This window comes from Algoriphagus sp. NBT04N3, assembly GCF_019443765.1.
In the GTDB taxonomy this organism is placed as follows: Bacteria; Bacteroidota; Bacteroidia; order Cytophagales; family Cyclobacteriaceae; genus Algoriphagus; species Algoriphagus ornithinivorans.
Map to the genome: position 1 here is coordinate 1,661,976 of NZ_CP048415.1, position 21,711 is coordinate 1,683,686.

The following is a 21,711-nucleotide window of genomic DNA, read 5'->3' on the forward strand; positions in this document are numbered from 1 at the left end:
ATGGCCTTGAATGTAAAATTCGGTGTTAGTACCTGGCTATGGACTTCTCCTTTTAACATGGAAACAGTCTCCCTTTTTCCAAAAATCAAGAATTATGGATACGATGCAGTAGAAATTCCTGTAGAAGATCCTGAATTGGTGGATCTAGCTGCGGTAAAAAAGGCTTTAGAGGATAATGGTTTAAGCGCCATCATTTGTGGAGCTTTTGGACCCAGCAGAGACTTTACTCATGATGATCCTGCCTTCCACGATACTTGTTTTAAGTACATGGATCAATGCTTTGAAATTGCCAGTGAATTGGGAGCAAAGTTTGTGGCCGGTCCTATGTACTCTGCGGTCGGTAAAGCTAGGCTTGTGTCTCCTGAGCAAAAGAAACTCGAATGGGACAGAGCTGTTCAAAACCTCCGGAAAGTCTGTGGCAAAGCTAGAAATCATGGATTAGATATCGCGATTGAAACCTTGAATCGCTTTGAAACTGATTTAATTAATACTGCTGAGGAATTGGCTCAATTAATCCAAGATATCAATGAAAAAGAAGCCAAAGCCTTATTAGATGGATTTCATATTAGCATTGAGGAGCCAGATATTGAAAAGGCCATTCAGAGAGTTGGGGATAAGCTAATTCATGTGCAGGTTTCTGAAAATTACCGAGGTACACCGGGAACTGGACAAACAAATTGGGCCGCCTGGAAAAGAGGTCTGGAGTCTATTAATTACCAAGGAACAATTTCCATTGAAAGCTTTACTCCAAAAGTGAAGGAATTGGCAGGAGCTGTTTGTATTTGGAAGCCTTTGGTTCCTAGCCAAGATGGATTTGCAAAAGAGGGTCTGGAATTCCTAAAAAAATGGGCTTCTGAGTAGAAAAAAGAAATATTTAATCAGGTCTCTAACACTTGAAAACTGAAATAAGAATTTTTAAAAAATAAACCCATGAGTAAAAAACCTATTAACATAGCCATCATAGGACTTGGATTTGGAGCTGAGTTTATACCCATCTATCAGCAACACCCAATGGCGAATATGTATGCCATATGTCAAAGGAATCAGGAAAAAGCTGAGGCCATTGGAAAAGCCTTTGGTATTGAAAAGGTCTATACCGATTATGATGAATTGCTAAAGGATCCTGACATTGATGCAGTACATATCAATACACCTATTCAAAATCATGCAGAACAGTCAATCAAAGCTCTTAAGGCAGGAAAACATGTGGCTTGTACTGTTCCCATGGCGACCACGGTAGAAGAGTGTAGGCAGATCGTTGAATTGACTGAATCGACCGGTTTAACCTATATGATGATGGAAACGGTGGTATACAGCCGTGAGTTTCTATTTGTCAAAGAGCTTTACGAAAAAGGTGAGTTGGGAAAAATCCAGTTTTTAAGAGCCTCTCATCAGCAGGAAATGGCAGGATGGCCGGGATATTGGGAAGGCCTCCCTCCTATGCATTATGCAACTCACTGTGTGGGACCGGTTTTGGCATTACCAAAAGCTCAGGCCGAGTATGTTTCTTGCCTGGGTTCAGGTCGAATCGATGAAAATCTGATCCCAAAATATGGATCTCCATTTGCCATTGAAACCTGCCACATCAAGTTAAAAAACAGTGATCTAGCTGCCGAGGTTACTAGATCACTATTCAATACAGCTAGACAGTATAGAGAAAGTTTCGATGTATATGGTTCAAAAAAGTCCTTTGAATGGACCTTGATTGAGCATGAGGATTCTGTAATTCATACCGGAGAAGTTCCTGAAAAAATTAAAATTCCTGATTACGCACATTTATTACCAGAAGGCATTCAAAAATTTACGACTCATGGAGTTTATGACTCTGATGAGAACCAGCACCTTTCCTTCACCCAAGGATCTGGGCATGGAGGTTCTCATCCCCATTTGGTTCATGAGTTTCTAAGCGCCCTTCAAGAAGATAGAGCTCCCTATCCTGATGCAAGAGAGTCAGCAAATATTACCTGTGTGGGTATTTTGGCTCATGAATCTGCTATGGAAGGGGGAAAAATCAAATATTTACCTGAGTTCACACTCAAAAAGACCTAAACCTAAATAACCTATTGTAAAAAGCTGATCTTTCTAAGGTCAGCTTTTTTTGTGTTAAGGTTTAATAAATAATTGAAGACTCAATCAAAAAACAAGGTTAATATAAAACAAAAAACCACCCATTTCTGAGTGGTTTTTGAGCCCCTTACCGGGATCGCCCCGATAGCTATCGGGGAAGCGACCTACTGATCATTATCTTTATATTTTTCAATTAATCTCTCTGAAATCTCTGGATATTTTTTCAAGTTTTCCAGGTAAACTTTATTCTTTGACTTTTTTAAATGGCTTTCTATCTTGATTGCCTGACTTCTAGACGAACATATAATCAAATGAAAAATTTCCCAATCATCTGCGAATTTGGTTGAGGCATTTGAAAAAAAATGATTGTTATGTTCAATCAGTCGTCTGGGATCAGTCTGAATATCTGGGGAGGCTAAAATTTTATCCATAGATATTGGAAAGTCTGAAGAGGAAGAATTCGACATTTGACACACCTCTGAACTGTGCTCTGAACGCTTTGATTTTTGCATTGAATGATTCAGCCGATGCGTTTGTGCTTCTGTTTTCAAAGAAGTTGAGAATGGTTTCGTAGTGATTTTGGATGGTTCTGGATACGGTGTTGAAGGATTTGAATCCTGCCTGCTCCACTTCGTTGTACCATTGAGCTAGTTTGGTGAAGGCTACTCCCTTGATTTTGCTGGTCTGATAGATTCTGGCCAGAGACCTGGACAGTTTATAAGCTTTTTCTAAATCAGGATAGCGATGGAAAAGTATTTCTGCCCGGTGTGCCTGTGAGGGCGTCCAGGAATCCTCTGCCTTAAAAAGCAAATATCTACTCCTTGCCAAAAGCTGTTTTTCAGTATCTCCGTTTTCGAGCTTGTTAGGAATAAATGGCTTGCCACACTCTTTGCTCAGTTCCATTTCTTTGTTTTCCTGCTCGATGGCCTCCCATCTGTGGGCAATTCTCATTTCCTGTACGGCTTCATGAACAAGTTGCTGGACATGGAAGCGGTCGGTAACCAACAGTGCTTTAGGAAAACTCCTGCGGACAATTCGTTCCATGCTGGCAGCCATGTCCAGGGTAACTTCCTTGACTTTCTTTCGTTTGCCCTCAGGTAATTTTCTCAGCACATCAATTACCCGCTCACTGTCAGTCCCCTTAATCATAGCAACCAACGCTCCCTTTTTGCCTTTGGCGGCTTTATTGGTCAGTACGGTATAGAGCTCTCCCTGAGAAAGGGATGTTTCATCAATGCTGAGGTGGGTGCCCAGATTTTCCGGAAAGAGAATCCAATCCTTGGCATGGAATTTCTGAGACCAAGTCTGAAAGTCACTGAGATGAAAAACATACTGATGTTCAAGGACCTTTCCATTCACATGGAAGTTTTCAGCAAGACTCTTACAACTTACAGGGGACGAGTCCAGTCGTTCCTTTTTAAAAAAAGCGCGAATTCCTGTGTCATTCGCGTGCCGTTAGCTACCAAATTCCAGTCCCTGCTTACATTCTTTCCCGTCTCTTCATTCAACCACTTTCTCCGCTTTATTTTCAGGAAACAAGCTTTACCCCTCAGGGGGAAATCCTGTACGGTAACTTCCTCAAAAAAACCTTTGGAAACCAGCTTTACTCCCTGAAGATGTTCAGGATGAATGTTGAGCTCTTCCAAATAAATATGATAAGCATTGTCCTTAAAGGCTGCCGAGGTAACCTTGAAAAATTCCAAAAGCCCCTGAGGCAAAAGTAAACTGAGGTAATCCTTTTCTTCCAATTGTTTTTTTTAACAAAGAAACTCGATTCACTCAAATCCCCCAAGTTTTAGGACTGATCCGTCGTCTGTCAATATCTTCCGTTTGACCAATATAAAATTTATCGTAGGAAGGAGAATAAATGACGTAAACAAAAAAAATAGATTCTGACAAAATAAAAAAACCACCCATTATTGGGTGGTTTTTGAGCCCCTTGCCGGGATCGAACCAGCGACCTACTGATTACAAGTCAGTTGCTCTACCAGCTGAGCTAAAGAGGCGTTCCTTAATTGTGATGCAAATATAGCCTGATCATCTTTTCACTCCAAACACTCAGGAATTAAAATTTAGCTATATTCTCTATCTCACTTATTCTGAGTGAGATTAATTTAAAACTCCCTTAAAATGGAAAGCTTCTTCTTCAGTTTTTCGATTTCTTCCTCTGCTTTCTGAATCTTCACATCAAACTGATCTTTCAATTTGTCTGCAGTTTTTGAAGCAGCGAAAAACTCCAAGTTATTTTTCCACAAGGTGATATTATTTTCCAAATCAGAAATCTGCTTTCTGATGCCATGCTCTTTCTTATTCAAGGTCTTCACAGCATTTGGATCGGATTGAATTCTATTCAAATTCAATCTGAACAAGAAGTCTTCACGATCGAAGTCATCATCCAGTTTCTCCAAATAAGCATCTACAGCAGCCTTAAATTGCGCCTGAATATCTTTCATATTCTTTCTTGGCACAAAACCAATCTCGTTGAATTTCCCAACAAACTCAGTCAGTTCTTCTTCGCTAGGATTTTCTTTGGATGCTTTGATAATTTCATCACAAACAGCCTGCTTAGCCTTGTAATTCGCTTCGTACTCCTGATTTGCCTGCTTATTGGAATTCCTTCTGTTATCGAAGAAAGTATCACAGGCAGTCTTGAATCGCTTGTATAGATTATCTCTGCTTTTCTCCGGAGTTGGCCCCAACTTCTTCCATTCCTGCTGTAAGGCAATCATAGCATTGGCCGTATTTTGCCAATCTGTAGAATCTTTTAACTCTTCTGCCTTTTGAATTAACTCTTCAGCCTTGGCTTGGTTTGTAGCACGGATTTCATCGAGCTCCTTGAAGAAAAGGTTTTTGTTATGGAAGAATTTCTTGAAAGCAGTCCAAAAGGCTTTGTTGATTTCTCGTCCCGATTCCCTAGGAACAGGGCCGATTTTCTCCCAGCTTTTTTGGATATCAAGAATCTCTTTGGTTTTAGTATTCCAGTCTTTGATTCTTTCAGCTTTGAAATCAGAGAAAGCATTTAACTTTTCGATCAAAGCTTCTTTCTCATTCTGATTCTTTTTGAAAACCTCTTTCTGGCTTTCGTAGAACTCTTTTCTTCTGTCGTAAACAGCATCAGAGGCAGCCTTGAAACGCTTCCAAAGTTCTTCTTGCTCCTCTCTCGGAACAGGTCCTATATGTTTAAACTCTTCGTGTAACTCATTAAGCGCCTTGATAGCCTCTTTTAGATCCGGCATATCTTTCAGGGCTTCAGCCTTCTCACATAGCTCTAGTTTGCTCTCCAGATTTTTCTTTCTGTCCAGCTCTTTCAATTCAAAATAGATACTTCTATTATCATAGAATCTATCCATCAAGGCATTGTAGCTGGCCCAAAGGCTTCTGTTTTGCGCAGCAGGAACAGGTCCTATAGACTTCCATTCCTCCTGAATCGATTTGATAGCATTGATGCTAAGGGTAGTTTCTTCCCCATCCACCAATTCACGAAGTTTATTGAGAATTTCGGTCTTAGCGTCTAGATTTTTCTCTTTCTGCTTTTCGGCTTCTTTTCGAATGGAAGAAACCTGCTTTTTGAATTCGTAATAGTAGGTATTGAAATCTCTCTCCTCATCGGAAGGTCTAAAGTCAAAATCGTCCTCAGTTCCACCTTCAGCTTTAAATTTTTCTAAAGCCTCATCACGCTCCTTATGGGTATATTCGTCGAAAGCAGCTTTGATAGTATTCACCATCTTTTCAAGCTTCAGTGGGCTTGAACTCTCTTTGGTCTTTTCTTTAAGAAGCTTTACTAATTCGGCTTTGGATAAATTTTCTATATCCAAATCCTCATCGTGATGATCCTCCTCTTCCTCCTCATCAGTTTCATCCAATTCAGAAGTGACTGCTGCATCTTCTTCTTTGGCTTCAACTACTTCAGGTTCAGAAGTCTTCTCCTCAGCACTAGACTCGGGAGCCGCTTCTTTGCTTTCTACATCTGAACTCTCTTTTTCAGATGAGTTTTCTACTTTTTTCTCTTTACCCTTGGCTTCCGGAGATTCGGAAGCTGAGGTCACCTTGTCCTTGTCGGACAAATCATTACTTTTCTCAGTCATAAAAACACTACTATTTCAAGGCAATATGGGCAAAAGTAGGGATTTTGCCTAATTTAATCTTGGGTCAGTGGGATAATTTGCAATCAATTTAAACTCCCCTCCCATATTTTTTAAAAGGCTTTTCCAAAGCTCTTCCGAAGAATAATTGAATGCTGTGATATTTAATTCTTCTTTGCAGACTATCCAGGTGTTTTCTGTAAGCTCATCTGTCAGTTGACCAGGTGCCCAACCGGAATATCCCAAAAAGAATCGAATTGATTCTAAATCGAAGGTTCCTGTTTTCAATCTGGACTTCAACTCCTCAAAATCACCTCCCCACCAGAGCTTTTCTCCAATTTGAATACTTTCGCTTAACTGTTTATCACCACAGTAAACAAAATGTAATGTGTTCTGTTCAACCGGACCTCCCACGTAAACTTCTAGGTCCAGAAAATCAAAACCTTCCACAATTTCATTCAACCGAAGAATGGATGGTTTATTGAACACCAATCCAAAGCTCCCTTCAGAATTATGCTCGCATAACAGAACTACCGAACGAGAAAAATTCTCGTCCTGCAAAAAAGGCTCAGAGATTAACAAATCTCCCGCTTGAGGTGTTGGAAGGTTGGATTCACTCATTTCCGCAAAAAGATTATTTCAGGAAAAATATATGCCTAAATTTTATAAATGCAATGCTCATTGTACTTTTATTCTGTTAAAATTTATACCAGTCCCCTCCTATGGATATTTCATCAATACGTAAAGATTACACCCTAAAGTCTCTGGATATCAGCGATATAAATAAAGATCCTTTTAAGCAATTCAAGACTTGGTTAGAAGAAGCTGTTGAATCTCAGGTACTTGAAGTAAATGCCATGACCTTATCCACAGTAGGTTTGGATGGGTATCCAAATGGCCGAGTGGTCCTGCTCAAGGAATTAGATTATGGCTTTGTATTTTTCACTAATTACTCGAGTGAGAAAGGTCAAGAGTTGGCCAATAACCCTAAAGCATCTCTGACATTTTTTTGGGCAGAGCTTGAAAGGCAGGTTAGAGTGACTGGAAAAGTGGAAAAAATCAGCGAAGCTGAATCAGACGAGTATTTCTTTAGCAGGCCCCAGGGATCTCAAATTGGAGCTTGGACATCGCCTCAGAGTAAGAAAATTAGCTCCAGAGAGGTTTTGGATGAAAACCAAGAGGCGGTTGAGGAAAGGTTTAAATCAGAAAAAATGATCCGTCCACCTCACTGGGGAGGATACAGAGTTATACCATCCAAAATTGAATTTTGGCAGGGAAGACCTAGCAGATTACATGATAGAATCTTATTTGAAAGAACTGAAAGTGGAAGTTGGATAATCTCCAGACTTGCTCCCTGATTATTTTAAATCAAATAAATCAGTAGCTCCAATCATCCGTTCTACAGTAAACCCTTCTCCATAAGTGGTCATGATCCTGTGTCCCATTTCTCTAGCACGGGCTTCAATAAATGGCAAAAAATCAGGATTTGAAATAAAGCTTTCAGGCTCCTCACTGTTGGGATCATGAAACTGAGATTGAAAAGCTAAAATGCTTTCCACTTTGGTGTCCCAGTAATCTGTGATATCCACCACAAAGTCAGGCTCTATGTAATTATTTTGAATATAATGATAAACAAACTTGGGTCTCCAAGCTTGCTGCGCCTTTCCGTCTAATTCCGTTTCAATCCTTCTCAATCCACTCATGAAACAGGAATTTGTGGCTAGATCAGAGCCTTTACCATGATCAGGATGCCGATCGGTAACTGCGTTAGCTAAAACTATATCTGGTTGATATTTTCGGATGATCTTGATAAGCTCTAATTGATGCTCCTGGTTATCCTGGAAAAAAATGTCCTTAAAGCCCATATTTTCCCGAGCAGATAATCCTAATATTTCAGCAGCCTTGTTGGCCTCTTCAATTCTCAATTCGGGAGTACCTCTGGTCCCCATCTCTCCTGCTGTAAGGTCAACGATACCTACTTTGTACCCTTTCGCAATATGAGCAGCAATTGTTCCCGAGCAACCTAATTCCGCATCATCCGGATGCGCCGCTATTACCAAAATATCCAGCTTCATCTTATTTATCGCACTCTTAGATTTTGTCCAATTCTTAATATTGACCTAGAAGTGATCCCATTCAATTTAGTCAATGTACTAACTGAAACGCCGTACCTTCTAGCAATTGAGCCTAAAGTATCTCCACTTTTCACCCTGTGATAGGCCCTAGCCCTAGCCTGAGCAACGTGAGAAAATGTATCTGAAGTCAACAAAAATTCTTGGTTAAGAATTCGGTATTCCTTGAAATCATATACATTTTCAGGGTCAAAAGGCTGACCTCTATACCTTAATTCATAATGTAAGTGAGATCCTGTACTTCTACCGGTATTTCCTCCCTTGGCAATTAATTCACCGGCTTTTACTTCTTGACCAACTTCCACTAAATACTTGGATAAATGCCCATAAAGGGTTTCAAGTCCATTTTTATGTCTGATTACTAAATAATAACCATAGCCGTATCGATCATAGGAACGAACTCTAACAATGCCATCGAAAGTACTATATACAGGGTCGCCGGTATTTAGATCTAGGTCAGTCCCGTAATGCCATCTTCTCCATCTATAGCCAAAGGGAGAAGTAATGGGTGTTTGATCCAAAGGCATACTCCAATTGTAACCAAAAAATGGATCATATAATCGGATTTTTACAGAGTCTTGAAAGCTTTTGATATCAAAGTCGTAGATATCGATTTTTTTAGAGTCCCAAGCAGAAAAATATTCGTAAGCAGTTACCCAAATACTGTCAATTTGAATTTGTTCAGACACCTTCACTAATCGGTTGGTAGGTGCCCAGATCATCACATTTTGATCTTCTGCTATGATTGATCGAACCTTACCCAGGTTCACATTATTTTCAAAAATCATGGAATCCGTCACTGTAGAAAGTGTTCTCAGATAAGATTCCTGGTCAAATCCCCTCAACTCAATGTTTTTCCTTTCTTGAGGAACCACAGGAGTTGTGTTAGAATTTCTCTTGATAATCTTAGGAAAAATTTGAGCATTAGACTGGGTAAGTCCAATGCTCAAAAATATTCCGCAAATAAGTATCAGTCTAAGATACCTCATGAATTCATTTAATGATTTTCAGTTTCGGCCAAATACCGCTCTGCATCCAAAGCTGCCATACAGCCAGTTCCCGCTGCTGTGACTGCCTGCCTATAGATATTATCCTGGGCATCTCCGCAAGCGAAAACACCTTCCACATTAGTCCTGGTACTTCCAGGAATGGTCTTGATATATCCAGCATCATCCATATGGATGAATTTTTTGAATACCTCGGTGTTTGGTTGATGACCAATAGCAACAAAGAAGCCAGAAATTTTAATTTCCCTTTTTTCTCCTGTTATATTATCTAAAATTCTTACTCCGGTCACTTCATCCTCACCCAAAATCTCATCTGTTTCAGTATTCCAGAGAATTTCAATTTTAGGATTATTCATTACACGTTTTTGCATGATTTGAGATGCTCTCATCTCTCCTCTTCTCACCAACATGTAAACTTTGCTACAAATGTTAGCCAAATAAGAAGCTTCCTCACAAGCTGTATCTCCTGCTCCTACAATCGCCACTTCCTGACCTCTGAAGAAAAATCCATCACAGACAGCACAGGCAGAAACTCCTTTTCCATTCAATCTATTTTCACTTTCCAGTCCTAACCATTTCGCTGAGGCTCCAGTGGAAATAATCACAGTATCTGCTAGCACTTTTACTTGATCGTCTACTGTCACCACATGGGGCTTGACAGAAAAGTCCACATCTGTCACCATACCATATCGAACTTTAGTTCCAAAACGCTCGGCTTGTTTTCTAAAGTCTTCCATCATTTCAGGACCCATGATTCCATCTGGATAACCTGGATAGTTTTCTACATCAGTAGTGATGGTTAATTGTCCTCCTGGTTGTCCTCCGGTGTATAAAATCGGGTTTAAACCTGCTCTGGAAGCATAAATGGCTGCTGTATAGCCTGCCGGTCCTGATCCAATAATCAGAACTTTGACTCTTTCAATTTCTTGACTCATCAACGAATTGTGTTAAATCGGGTAAATTTTGATATTTCTAGTTTGCCAACAAAACCGGGATAAGTTAAAATTCCCAAAAGTGATTTTATATTATTGGTAATCACTTCAATTTATTTTGAAGTACAAACATCTAAAAATAAAAAAAGGGGCTTGAAACCCCTTTTTATTTTATCCCAGATAAGGCTTCAAGGTCTTACTTCTGGATGTATGTCTCAGCCTTCGAATGGCCTTTTCTTTAATTTGCCTTACACGCTCTCGGGTCAGATTGAATTTTTCACCAATCTCTTCCAAAGTCATTGCATGCTCTCCGTTCAAACCAAAGTACAAGGTAATCACATCAGCTTCTCTTTGAGTAAGCGTAGAGAGTGCTCTTTGAACCTCTTTTCTCAAAGAGTCATTCATCAAGCCATCATCCGGCTTCTCATCTCCGTCATTTTCCAATACGTCCAAAAGGCTGTTTTCTTCACCCTGAACGAAAGGAGCATCCATTGAAACGTGTCTACCAGAAATTTTCATGGTATCCACAACTTCAGATGCAGTCACTTCCAATACTTCAGCAAGCTCTTCAGGAGAAGGCTCTCTTTCGAACTTCTGCTCCAATTCACTGAAAGTTTTGGAGATTTTGTTCAAGGAACCTACCCTGTTCAAAGGAAGTCTTACAATACGGGATTGCTCTGCCAATGCCTGAAGGATAGATTGTCTAATCCACCAAACAGCATAGGAGATAAATTTAAATCCACGTGTTTCATCAAATCTTTGGGCAGCCTTAATCAAACCTAAGTTCCCCTCATTGATCAAATCTCCCAAAGAAAGCCCTTGGTTCTGATATTGCTTGGCTACAGAAACTACGAATCGAAGGTTGGCTTTAGTCAATTTTTCCAGTGCAAGCTGATCGCCTTCCCGGATTCTTTTTGCTAAAACTACCTCTTCGTCTGCTGTTAACAGATCTACCTTACCAATCTCCTGTAGATACTTATCTAAGGATTGGCTTTCTCTGTTGGTAATCTGTTTGCTAATTTTTAGCTGCCTCATTCAGAAATATTATTGGTGTAATTGAATTTAAGATAATGAATTTAATAAATAGAAGCTTAGGACTGAGCTTTTGGTTCCTGTTTTTCAGGTTTTGGTAATAAAACCTTTCTGGATAGCTTAAACTTACCTGTCTTTTTGTCGACATCGATCAGCTTCACCACGATCTCTTCACCTGGTTCAAGCACCCCGTCCATACTTTCAAGACGCTCCCATTTAATCTCGGATATATGAAGTAAACCATCTTTACCCGGCATAAATTCCACAAACGCTCCAAATGGTTGAATATTCTTTACTTTTCCAGTGTAAGTCTCTCCTATTTCTGGCTGAGCAACGATTGCTTTGATTCTGCTCAATGCTGCATTTAAGTTGTCCTGGTTAGCAGAGAATACATTAATCTTACCTTGGTTATCGATTTCTTCGATCACGATAGTAGTGTTTGTATCCTTTTGCATTTCCTGAATCACCTTTCCTCCAGGTCCAATCACAGCGCCAATCAATTCTTTAGGAATCATCATGGTATAAGATCTTGGAGTATGAGGCTTCAAATCAGACTTAGGTGTAGCCAAAGTCTTAGAAATTTCTTCTAAAATGTGTAGCCTTCCCTCTTTTGCCTGGTATAATGCTTCTTTCAAAACACTATAATCCAAACCTTCTACTTTAAGGTCCATCTGACATGCAGTGATTCCTTTTTCAGTACCGGTCACTTTGAAGTCCATATCACCCAAGTGATCCTCATCTCCGAGAATATCAGATAAAATGGAATAATTTCCAGTTTTGGCATCAGAGATCATTCCCATTGCTATACCTGTTACTGGAGCTTTGATTTGAATACCTGCATCCATCAAGGCAAGCGAACCTGCACAAACTGTAGCCATGGATGATGATCCATTTGACTCAAGAATGTCTGATACGATTCTGATGGTGTAAGGGTTCTCATTTTCAGGAGGTAACACTTTCTTCAAGGCTCTCATCGCCAAGTTACCGTGACCTACTTCTCTTCTACCTGGACCTCTGTTTGGTTTCACCTCACCGGTAGAGAAACCTGGGAAGTTGTAATGCAAAAAGAATTTGTTGAATCCTGAAAGCACAGCTCCATCCACCATTTGCTCGTCCATCTTGGTACCGAGCGTACAGGTAGTTACTGATTGAGTTTCCCCTCTGGTAAATACAGCTGAACCATGAGCAGATGGCAAATAATCAACGACTGACCAAATAGGTCTGATCTCATTGAGTTTTCTTCCATCCAACCTTTTCTTTTCATTTAAAGTAAGGTTTCTCGCTGCTTCCTTATGGATTTTATGGAAATACGGCCCGATCAGAGAGGCTTCAAACTCATGCTCTTCACCTAAACTTTCTACGAACTCGTCTTTAATAGCTTTGATCAATTCAGATCTCTCTGATTTGTTAGCAATTTGCTTGCTTACAGAATTGTATAATTTATCATACAATTCAGCTTTCATTTTGTCATACAAAGCAGGATCAGACTTCTCATGAGAGTACTCACGCTTCTCTTCTTTTCCTACCAGTTTGGTAAGCTCCATCTGAGCTTCACAATGTCTTTTGATTTCTTCATGGGCAAATTGCATAGCCTCTACCATCTCGTCTTCTGAGATTTCGTTGGCTTCGCCTTCCACCATCAAGATGTAATCCAATGATCCGGCTACTATAAATTCCAAGCTAGCTTTCTCTAATTCAACTGGCTTAGGGTTGATGATCAATTTTCCATCCACTTTAGCAACTCTTACCTCAGAAATAGGTCCGTTGAAAGGAATATCTGAAACAGCTAAAGCTGCGGAAGCTGCTAAACCTGCCAATGCATCCGGCAATACTTCTTCGTCAGAGGACATCAAAGTAATAGCTACTTGAGTATCTGCATGATAATCGTCTGGAAAAATTGGTCTGATAGCTCTATCGACAATTCTTGAGATCAATATCTCATAGTCAGAAAGTCTACCCTCTCTTTTCAAAAATCCTCCCGGGATTTTTCCGGAAGCAGCAAATTTTTCTTGGTAATCAACAGAAAGCGGTAAAAAGTCTACACCTTCTAAAGCTTCTTTCTTTGAAACAACTGTAGCCAATAACATGGCTTTTCCCATCCGCACAACAACAGAACCGTCTGCCTGCTTGGCAAGAGCTCCTGTTTCAATAGTAATTTCTCTACCATCCTGAAGGGTGATGGTCTTAGTGATTAAGTTTGGTAACATAAATTATGATTAGTAATACTTCTTTCGTTTTAAAAATAAACGCATCCAGCTAAAAAAGAAAAAAGTAAGGTTCTCAGTTTAGAGAACCTTACTAAAGGGTTATTTTCTGATTCCTAACTCGGCGATGATCGCTCTGTATCGCTCGATGTCTTTTTTCATGAGGTAGTCAAGTAAGCTTCTTCTCTTACCTACCAACTTCAACAAACCTAATCTTGAGGAGTGATCCTTCTTATTTGACTTCAAATGCTCAGTCAAATGCTTGATTCTGTGAGTGAAGAGGGCAATCTGTGATTCAGGAGATCCTGTATCAGTAGCAGATTTTAACCTTCCATGATTCTTAAACAACTCTTGTTTTGTCTCTGATGTTAAATACATGTTTAGCTAAATTAATTAAAACAGCTACAAAGGTAAGGCTATTATTCTAAAAATAAAATATCAAGAATGAACAGTTCTCTTTTCTTTGAAGCGTTTTCTTACTCCTTTCCACCATTCTATGTAAAAGTCCGGTTCAAATAATCTGGCATCTTTTCTTGCCTGCTTCAAAAAGAACAATCCGAAAGGAAGTAGCATCAGACAGGAAAACCATGTTCCCAGGAAAGGATCAGTAACGCCTTCCTTCGCCCATTTTTCTCCCGTGATGGTCAGCATGTAATAGACTATAAAGAAAATGATTGAAACCAAGACCGGCATCCCTAGGCCTCCTTTTTTGATAATGGCACCCAGCGGAGCACCTATCAAAAACATCACAAAACATGCAAAAGCTTGAGTATATTTTTGATACCAAGCTATCTCATATCTCCTAAACTCCTTCTGATGATTTTCAATCTGAATTTTTTTGATGTTAAAATTATTTTTCAGGCTTCTAGCATTATTTAATGCCATAGTAAGAGCATTTGACTGATAGCCTTTTTTGAAAACCACTGAGTCGATTTTAGCCTTTTCTTCCTCTGACAAAGGATCTGTTCTTCGTATCTTCTTTGGCTGCTCCTGAATATCTTCTTGAGGGTTCTCAACCAATTCCTCAGCATCTAACTCGATATTTTCTAGATTTCTCCTCTGAATTTTTCTGTTGGAAACTTTAGCCTGAAAAAGTGAATCTGATTTGGATATGGAGCTTGAGTTTCTAACTGAAAGAGTTTTTGAGCTATCCGGTTTGAACTCTAACCTAGACTCAGGTTTGGTAGCCAAAATAGTACTGGTATCAGGTTTATTTTTCAGGTTTTCTAAGGAATCAGCCAATTCTCTGTTTTTTCTTGCCTTCTGCACCCTCAGAGAATCATCCTCCGCTTTTCTTTCCATGATGTTATCCAGTGGATCTAAATTACGATCTCGGGTAAAGAATGGATATATACTAGAAGCTGTTCTGTAGTTTTGAAATTGCTCGTCATTAACCAAGGTGGAGATGGAATCTAATCCTACCTTTATTTCCGAAATGTTTTTGATTGCTCTATTAGTAGACCAAAGATCCTCAGGTGTTCTACTCAACTGAAAAGCGTCCATATCGAAAATGATGACGTTTTCATCAAAAGTGGTTCGATTGAATTCCACCGGTTTTTCTGAAATCCCACGAGTTGCTCTTGCCTCTTTATAATTGGTACCTTTATATAAGGTGAGTCTCATGTAATTTTCGTTAAAAAATTTTTCCATGCGACCGGAATCTGCAATGGTCACATCCAAATTCCCCAAGGCATCATTGTGATTGTAGATAATGATATCTTTCAAGTCATTGTCTCCAATTTTTTGATTGACTTTAATACTATAACCTGGGATACCTGCATAAAAAATCCCTTCTCTAATATCAAGAGCAGGAGACTTCATCCGAATGTCATAAAGTAAGCTGAAGGTTTTCAAATTGACTTTGGGTACCAAGAAATTATTGGATAAGAAGGCAGCAATTACCAAAAAGACGGTAAATATGGCTATCGGCCTTAAAGCCCGAATAAGTGAAATACCAGAACTCTTGATAGCTGTCAGTTCAAAGTGTTCCCCTAAGTTCCCGAAAGTCATCAAACTTGAAAGCAATACTGCCAATGGCAAGGCCATCGGAGAAATAGACACGACGAAATAGCCGATCAATTCGGCATAAATCCAAAAGCCCAGCCCTTTGCCGAAAATTTCATCGAAATATTTCAGCATGTTGACGATTAATAGGATAAAGTCAACAACAACAAAAGTCAATAAAAATGGGCCTATGAAAGACCCAAGTATAAGTTTGTCTATTTTTTTCATGACACCTCTTCTACCCTGCTTCTAAACGAAACATAGATATGGATGTTCAAAGTTGCTAAAATCATTGAAATTAACCTCCAATTATCTCTTTCAATTTGGAAATTAAGCCATCCCAGATAGCCACCAGTTCATCTTCTTCGTAGCTATCCGAATAATCAATAACTTTTAAGAAAAGAGATTGTGTCAATTCATTTTCTTCCAATTTGAACTCTATATAGGCATGATCACTTTCATATGGATCTTTGGGATCGAAAAACTCAAATTTTACATGAGAATTGATGCGCAAGGAAGCAACTCGGGCATAATGCTCCTCATTGTCAAAGTCAAAGATGAAAACTTTGTCTTCATTGATCCGAACTCCCTCTGCAAACCATTCCTCCAAGCCACTTGCGGTACTCAAATATTGGAAAACAATTTTCCTTGACGCATTGATTTGATAATCAGCAACAAACTTATTTTTAACCATGATTTCTAAATTTTCTTAGATGAAAATTTCATTTTTTACAGAACGTCAACTTGCATTTAACAGTACAAGACCTCATATTTGCATTCCCATTCGCGAGGGAGGTTTACCGGATGAAAATAAAGATTTTCAGCCTTGAAATATTGAATTTCGACTGTGTCTTAATATAGGCATTAATTACAATATTCAATATCTAAAAATTATTAAAAGAAATTCTGGCGAGGTAGCTCAGTTGGTTAGAGCGCAGGATTCATAACCCTGAGGTCACGGGTTCAACTCCCGTCCTCGCTACAAAGGTCTCTGATTTTTCAGGGGCCTTTTTTATTTTTAGGATATGGATGAATTTGTATTCTACATACTTTTCTCTCCTTCAACTGGTAAAACCTACACCGGAATGACCTCTGATTTAATCACCAGGTTCAATTTTCACAATTTTAAATCAACAGAAGGTTTTACAACTAGATATAGGCCATGAATGGTTGTATATGTCGAGTTTTTCGACTCTAAAAAAGATGCTTTAAAAAGAGAAAAAGAACTTAAATCTGGAAAAGGAAGAGAGTGGGTGAAAAATTATGTTCTTCCCAATTTTCATTGATTACGCAGGATTCATATCTGCTACGCCTAAGGCGCACAGGCGCGGCGGACACGGGCCTGCCTGTCGCAGACAGGTTCAACTCCCGAAATATTGAAATAGTGATTAAAAAAATTCTGGCGAGGTAGCTCAGTTGGTTAGAGCGCAGGATTCATATCCGCCTTGGCGGACACGGGCCTGCCTGTCGTAGACAGGTGCAACTCCCGAAATATTGAAATAGTGATTAAAAAAAATTCTGGCGAGGTAGCTCAGTTGGTTAGAGCGCAGGATTTATATCCGCTACGCCTAAGGCGCACAGGCGCGGCGGAAACGGGCCTGCCTGTCGCAGACAGGTTCAACTCCTCCCGAATCCTTTCGGGACTACAAAGGTCTCTGGTTTTTCAGAGGCCTTTTTTATTTTTAGTATATGGATGAATTTGTAGTCTACATACTCTTCTAGCCTTCAACTGGTAAAACCTACACTGGAATGACCTCGGATTTAATCACTAGGTTCAATTTTCACAATTTTAAATCAACAAAAGGTTTTACAACTAGATATAGGCTATGGATGGTTGTATTTGTAGAGTTTTTCGACTCTAAAAAAGATGCTTTAAAAAGAGAAAAAGAACTTAAATCTGGAAAAGGAAGAGATTGGGTGAAAAATTATGTTCTTCCCAATTTTCATTGATTGCGCAGGATTCATATCCAAGTTTGATTTAAAGAGATTACCAGTCTTTGATATACTTTAACCTAAATGCTTATTAAACAAAAAAAGCCCTCCCAAAAAGGGAAGGCTTTCCGCAAAATAAGGTCAGCAAACCTTATTTTACTCTTTCAACTACAGCTTTGAATGCCTCTGGGTGGTTCATAGCCAAATCAGCCAATACCTTACGGTTCAACTCGATTTCAGCTTTCTTCAACATACCCATAAATTGAGAATAGGAAATACCGTGCTCTCTTGCACCGGCATTGATACGCTGGATCCATAAAGCTCTGAATTCTCTCTTCTTCGCTTTTCTGTCTCTGTACGCATACTGAAGACCCTTCTCGTACTTGTTTTTTGCTACAGTCCACACGTTTTTACCTCTTCCGAAGTAACCTCTTGTGGCTTTAAGCACTTTTTTTCTTCTTGCTCTGGACGCTACCGCGTTTACTGATCTAGGCATAGTTTTTTGTTTTTTGACACTTGGTGTTCCATTTTAATGGAATCTTTTAAACCAAAGCATCTGGTGAATAAATAAACCTTAATTAATTAGACAGGCTGATCAGATTCTCAACATGTCTTTTACTCTACCTTCATCGGAAGTGTGAACCAAACCAGTTTTGGTCAATTCTCTCTTTCTTTTGGTAGCTTTCTTAGTTAGGATGTGGCTTTTGTAAGCGTGCTTCCTTTTGATTTTTCCTGTTCCGGTTAAAGCGAATCGCTTTTTAGCGGAAGATTTGGTTTTTACTTTTGGCATTTTGCTGTTTGTATTTAGTTGAAATTATTTCTTCGATTGTTTCGGTGCAATGAAGATGTTCATTCGCTTTCCTTCCAATTTTGGAAGCTGCTCAACTGCTCCATAATCTTCAAGAGCCTGCGCAAACTTCAGCAATAACATCTCACCTCTTTCCTTAAATACAATGCTTCGTCCAACAAAGTGCACATAAGCTTTCACTTTGGCACCTTCTTTTAGGAAGTTGATCGCGTGCTTCAACTTAAAGTTGAAATCGTGATCATCTGTATTAGGTCCGAACCGAATTTCTTTTAAAACAACTTTCGCTGCATTAGCTTTAATCTCCTTTTGTTTTTTCTTCTGCTCGTACTTGAATTTGGCATAATCCAAAATCTTACATACGGGCGGATTTACATTTGGGGAAATCTCAACCAGGTCCAAATCATTTTCCTCGGCAAGTTTAATAGCCTTGTCTAAGGGTAATACAGCATTACCTCCTTCTACGAAATCCCCTACTAATCTTACTTCTCGGGCTCTGATTTTTTGGTTTACCTTATATGGTTCTTCTCTTCGACCTCTGTTTGGTTGTCTGTCTCTCAAGTTAGCTTTTGTTGTTTTTGTGAAATTGACTGCAAATATCGGAATTATTTCCTTTTCAAAAAAGCAGAATAAAATTTTACCTAATTAATCCTTGCTTAGAGATTCTGAAATAATCCCCTGAAAATACTTTATAAACTCCTCCGGAGAGTAGTTACCTAGATCTCCTTCCCCGTGCTTTCGCACAGAAAGTTTTCTGTTTTCCTGCTCTTTTTCTCCTACTATCAGCATGAAAGGTACTTTTTTAACCTCAGAATCACGGATTTTCCTACCAATCTTTTCATCTCGGTTGTCAATTGACCCACTGATCCCATTTTCATCCAAAATAGCTTTTATTTCCTCAGCATACTCAATATACTTCTCAGAAATTGGCAAAATATTAATTTGCTCAGGAGATAACCATAATGGAAAGTTACCCGCACAATGCTCAATCAATACTGCGACAAACCGCTCTAAGGACCCAAAAGGTGCTCTGTGAATCATCACTGGTCTATGCTTGGCATTATCCGAGCCGATATATTCCAACTGGAATCTGTCAGGGAGCTGATAATCAACCTGTATAGTTCCCAATTGCCACTTTCTGCCCAAGGCATCCTTGACCATAAAGTCCAACTTAGGCCCATAGAATGCTGCTTCCCCTAATTCGGTAACAGTATCTAATCCTTTTTCTGCAGCTGCTTCGATGATTGCCGCTTCAGCTTTTTCCCAAGCCTCAGTTGAACCGATGTATTTTTCTGGTTTTTCAGGATCTCTCAATGAAATCTGTGCTGTATAATTTTCAAAACCCAAAGCTTTGAATACATACAATACCAAGTCAATTACTTTGATAAATTCTTCTTTCACCTGATCTGGGCGACAGAAAATATGCGCATCGTCTTGCGTAAATCCCCTTACACGGGTTAAGCCATGCAATTCACCGCTTTGCTCGTAGCGATAAACCGTCCCAAATTCAGCATAGCGAATGGGTAAATCTTTGTAGGATCTTGGTTTATGCTTGTAAATCTCACAGTGGTGAGGGCAGTTCATAGGTTTCAATAAAAACTCCTCTCCTTCATGGGGAGTGGCAATTGGCTGAAAAGAATCCTTGCCATACTTTTCATAATGCCCTGAAGTCTCATATAAAACCTTATGCCCAATATGAGGAGTAGTCACCTGCTGATAGCCTGACTTATCCTGAGCTTTCTTCATGAAAGCAACTAATCTTTCTCTCAACAAAGTTCCCTTAGGCAACCACAAAGGCAGGCCCATCCCCACTTTTTCAGAGAAAGTAAATAGTTCTAATTCTCTTCCGATCTTTCTATGGTCCCGCTTTTTGGCCTCTTCCAGCATGACCAAGTACTCCTGTAATTCCTTGGCTTTTGGGAAAGTAACACCATAAATACGGGTCAGCATCTTACGCTTCTCATCCCCTCTCCAGTAAGCTCCGGCTATGTTGGTAAGCTTGACAGCTTTAATAAATCCGGTATTGGGGATATGAGGACCACGGCAAAGATCTGTGAAGTTTCCCTGCTCATAAAATGTGATTGTACCATCTTCCAGACCTTCCAATAGGTCTAATTTATATTCATCTCCTTTTTGTTGATAAAAGGAAATAGCATCTTTTTTAGAAATGTCCTTTCGGATATACTCATTCTTTTCCCGAGCCAATTCGATCATTTTTTGTTCGATCTTCTCTAGCTCTGAGCCATCCAAGGTATGGTCTCCAAAGTCTACATCATAGTAGAAACCCGTTTCAATGGGAGGTCCGATACCAAATTTGATTCCGGGATATAAAGCTTCCAAAGCTTCAGCAAGTAAGTGAGCTGAGGAATGCCAAAAGGTATTTTTACCTTCATTGTCATTCCAGGTCAATAACTGAACGTCTGAATCTGCTTGGATAGGTCGGGTAGCATCCCAAACTTGGCCATTGACTTTTGCGGCAAGAACATTCCGGGCCAAACCCTCGCTTATACTGGAAGCAATCTGTAGTCCGGTAGTTCCTTTTTCGTACTCCCTCACTGATCCATCTGGGAGGGTAATTTTAATTTGTTGTGACATAAAATAAGTAAGCCTTTACAAACAGGCGATTGATTAAGCTGCAAATATGCGAAGAGTGAAACTTAAAGGAAAAATTTAATCCATCTAATGATAAATAAATTAAAGAATAATCTGCGCACTTACTTTCACCACAAAAGGCCTAGCCTCTGGGGCATCTAAATAGGTCATGCGGTGAAAAAAGTCCAACCTGAAGAATTTAAAGATGTTCTCGATCCAACTATCTAGCTCACAAGATAAATCTAGAAGACTAAAAACTTTTACCAAAACTTACTCCTGCCCAATAAGGATTAAAAGACCAATTTCCTCCTGTTCTTGGCGGTAAGTCAATAATTGGTGTATAACCCACTCTAAAAAAGAATCCCCCTTCCGGCTTTTGGTACCTGTATCCGACTCTAAGAGGAATGAAGGCGTTAATAACCACTTTATTGATTGTTTCAAATGTTTCCGAGTCAAAATCAAAGCTTGTGTTTAAATAAGAAGTGAATCCCATACCCAATTCCAGATGATGATTTGACTTGCCAACCAATGCAGATATCTCCAATGGCAAAGCAGGGAGCCAACTAGTCTTCGAGTCTATATTTCTATTAGGCCACATAGAAAAACCAGCACTGGCATTCAATTTTAGCTTCCCTTTTTGATGAAAAATCTTGCTGTAGTTGATTGCATATCTTCCAGAACTTCCGCCAACTTCAAGGTAAACAGCATTTTTTGCAGTATAGGTTTCGGATTTGGTTTGAGCTTTTGCACAAATGGAAATAGAAAGGGTAAGGACTAAAACTGTAACAAAAATTTTTTCAAAAGAATTATTCATTCCATGGAATTTAAAAATGATACAAACTTAGAATGCCATCCAGTTTAGAAAGAATTTAGATTGCAATAAGTCGTCAAAACTAATAGTTTTTTTTTTAAAAAGAAGATT

The 21,711-nt window shown here is 39.3% G+C and carries 22 protein-coding genes, 2 tRNA genes and 1 pseudogene; 6 read left to right on the forward strand and 19 right to left on the reverse strand.

Going from position 1 to position 21,711, the window contains the following annotated elements:
- Entirely contained in the window at positions 1–861 is an 861-nt protein-coding gene (locus GYM62_RS07155; RefSeq protein WP_219958904.1) for a sugar phosphate isomerase/epimerase, read from the forward strand.
- Positions 862–930: 69 nt separating this feature from the next.
- Entirely contained in the window at positions 931–2,049 is a 1,119-nt protein-coding gene (locus GYM62_RS07160) for a Gfo/Idh/MocA family protein (RefSeq protein ID WP_219958905.1), read from the forward strand.
- Between the two features lie 182 nt (positions 2,050–2,231).
- Here the strand turns inward: GYM62_RS07160 and GYM62_RS07165 are convergent, their stop codons facing one another.
- The 6 genes from GYM62_RS07165 to GYM62_RS07190 all read right to left on the reverse strand — a co-directional run bounded on the left by GYM62_RS07165 (position 2,232) and on the right by GYM62_RS07190 (position 6,770).
- Complete coding sequence (locus GYM62_RS07165; protein ID WP_219958906.1) at positions 2,232–2,498, reverse strand: GIY-YIG nuclease family protein; 267 nt, start codon at positions 2,496–2,498, stop codon at positions 2,232–2,234.
- On the reverse strand, positions 2,491–3,426 hold the full coding sequence (locus tag GYM62_RS07170; protein ID WP_219958907.1) for a transposase: 936 nt from the start codon (positions 3,424–3,426) through the stop codon (positions 2,491–2,493). The genes GYM62_RS07165 and GYM62_RS07170 overlap by 8 nt, the downstream gene beginning before the upstream one ends.
- A 29-nt stretch (positions 3,427–3,455) precedes the next feature.
- Positions 3,456–3,815, reverse strand: a complete 360-nt coding sequence (locus GYM62_RS07175; protein WP_219957786.1) for a transposase — start codon at positions 3,813–3,815, stop codon at positions 3,456–3,458.
- Between the two features lie 185 nt (positions 3,816–4,000).
- Positions 4,001–4,073: transfer RNA gene (locus tag GYM62_RS07180), tRNA-Thr, on the reverse strand.
- Positions 4,074–4,181: 108 nt separating this feature from the next.
- Positions 4,182–6,152, reverse strand: coding sequence for a DUF349 domain-containing protein (locus GYM62_RS07185; RefSeq protein WP_219958908.1), 1,971 nt, complete (start codon positions 6,150–6,152; stop codon positions 4,182–4,184).
- Between the two features lie 48 nt (positions 6,153–6,200).
- The gene (locus tag GYM62_RS07190; RefSeq protein ID WP_219958909.1) at positions 6,201–6,770 is read right to left on the reverse strand and encodes a YqgE/AlgH family protein; all 570 of its coding nucleotides are present in this window, start codon (positions 6,768–6,770) and stop codon (positions 6,201–6,203) included.
- 101 nt (positions 6,771–6,871) lie between these two features.
- On the opposite strand from GYM62_RS07190, the gene pdxH reads away from it, so the two are divergent.
- Positions 6,872–7,507 (forward strand): pyridoxamine 5'-phosphate oxidase, encoded by a 636-nt coding sequence (pdxH, locus tag GYM62_RS07195; protein ID WP_219958910.1) that lies wholly within the window; start codon positions 6,872–6,874, stop codon positions 7,505–7,507.
- Here pdxH and bshB1 read toward each other — a convergent pair whose 3' ends face one another.
- From bshB1 to GYM62_RS07235, 8 genes are all read right to left on the reverse strand, one after another.
- Complete coding sequence (gene bshB1 / locus GYM62_RS07200; RefSeq protein ID WP_219958911.1) at positions 7,508–8,224, reverse strand: bacillithiol biosynthesis deacetylase BshB1; 717 nt, start codon at positions 8,222–8,224, stop codon at positions 7,508–7,510. It lies immediately after the preceding gene.
- Positions 8,225–8,229: 5 nt separating this feature from the next.
- Positions 8,230–9,270, reverse strand: a complete 1,041-nt coding sequence (locus tag GYM62_RS07205; protein ID WP_091650700.1) for a peptidoglycan DD-metalloendopeptidase family protein — start codon at positions 9,268–9,270, stop codon at positions 8,230–8,232.
- Positions 9,271–9,278: 8 nt separating this feature from the next.
- Complete coding sequence (gene trxB, locus GYM62_RS07210) at positions 9,279–10,223, reverse strand: thioredoxin-disulfide reductase (RefSeq protein ID WP_219958912.1); 945 nt, start codon at positions 10,221–10,223, stop codon at positions 9,279–9,281.
- Between the two features lie 168 nt (positions 10,224–10,391).
- Positions 10,392–11,255, reverse strand: a complete 864-nt coding sequence (locus GYM62_RS07215) for an RNA polymerase sigma factor RpoD/SigA (protein WP_026954085.1) — start codon at positions 11,253–11,255, stop codon at positions 10,392–10,394.
- Between the two features lie 56 nt (positions 11,256–11,311).
- A complete protein-coding gene (gene pnp, locus GYM62_RS07220) occupies positions 11,312–13,459 on the reverse strand; it encodes a polyribonucleotide nucleotidyltransferase (protein ID WP_219958913.1) in 2,148 nt (715 codons plus the stop codon).
- Between the two features lie 99 nt (positions 13,460–13,558).
- The gene (rpsO, locus tag GYM62_RS07225; protein ID WP_091650692.1) at positions 13,559–13,834 is read right to left on the reverse strand and encodes a 30S ribosomal protein S15; all 276 of its coding nucleotides are present in this window, start codon (positions 13,832–13,834) and stop codon (positions 13,559–13,561) included.
- A 60-nt stretch (positions 13,835–13,894) separates the two neighbouring features.
- Positions 13,895–15,688: an LptF/LptG family permease gene (locus tag GYM62_RS07230; protein ID WP_219958914.1), complete on the reverse strand. Its 1,794-nt coding sequence runs from the start codon at positions 15,686–15,688 to the stop codon at positions 13,895–13,897.
- Positions 15,689–15,758: 70 nt separating this feature from the next.
- Positions 15,759–16,154, reverse strand: a complete 396-nt coding sequence (locus GYM62_RS07235; RefSeq protein ID WP_091650686.1) for an START-like domain-containing protein — start codon at positions 16,152–16,154, stop codon at positions 15,759–15,761.
- A gap of 214 nt (positions 16,155–16,368) precedes the next feature.
- Between GYM62_RS07235 and GYM62_RS07240 the strand changes: the two genes are divergently transcribed.
- The 3 genes and pseudogenes from GYM62_RS07240 to GYM62_RS07250 form a co-directional block, all read left to right on the forward strand.
- Positions 16,369–16,442 (forward strand) — tRNA-Met (locus GYM62_RS07240).
- 43 nt (positions 16,443–16,485) lie between these two features.
- A complete protein-coding gene (locus GYM62_RS20975) occupies positions 16,486–16,626 on the forward strand; it encodes a GIY-YIG nuclease family protein (RefSeq protein ID WP_255590610.1) in 141 nt (46 codons plus the stop codon).
- Positions 16,627–17,203: 577 nt separating this feature from the next.
- Positions 17,204–17,410 (forward strand): annotated as a pseudogene (locus GYM62_RS07250) (GIY-YIG nuclease family protein); the annotation flags it as partial.
- A 133-nt stretch (positions 17,411–17,543) separates the two neighbouring features.
- On the opposite strand, the gene rplT reads toward GYM62_RS07250, so the two are convergent.
- The 5 genes from rplT to GYM62_RS07275 form a co-directional block, all read right to left on the reverse strand.
- Positions 17,544–17,888, reverse strand: coding sequence for a 50S ribosomal protein L20 (gene rplT / locus GYM62_RS07255; protein WP_091650682.1), 345 nt, complete (start codon positions 17,886–17,888; stop codon positions 17,544–17,546).
- Positions 17,889–17,987: 99 nt separating this feature from the next.
- A complete protein-coding gene (gene rpmI / locus GYM62_RS07260) occupies positions 17,988–18,182 on the reverse strand; it encodes a 50S ribosomal protein L35 (protein WP_091650680.1) in 195 nt (64 codons plus the stop codon).
- Positions 18,183–18,206: 24 nt separating this feature from the next.
- Complete coding sequence (gene infC, locus GYM62_RS07265) at positions 18,207–18,758, reverse strand: translation initiation factor IF-3 (protein ID WP_091650677.1); 552 nt, start codon at positions 18,756–18,758, stop codon at positions 18,207–18,209.
- Between the two features lie 84 nt (positions 18,759–18,842).
- The gene (thrS, locus tag GYM62_RS07270) at positions 18,843–20,792 is read right to left on the reverse strand and encodes a threonine--tRNA ligase (protein ID WP_219958915.1); all 1,950 of its coding nucleotides are present in this window, start codon (positions 20,790–20,792) and stop codon (positions 18,843–18,845) included.
- Positions 20,793–21,039: 247 nt separating this feature from the next.
- On the reverse strand, positions 21,040–21,603 hold the full coding sequence (locus GYM62_RS07275; protein WP_219958916.1) for a hypothetical protein: 564 nt from the start codon (positions 21,601–21,603) through the stop codon (positions 21,040–21,042).
- Positions 21,604–21,711 lie beyond the last annotated feature (108 nt).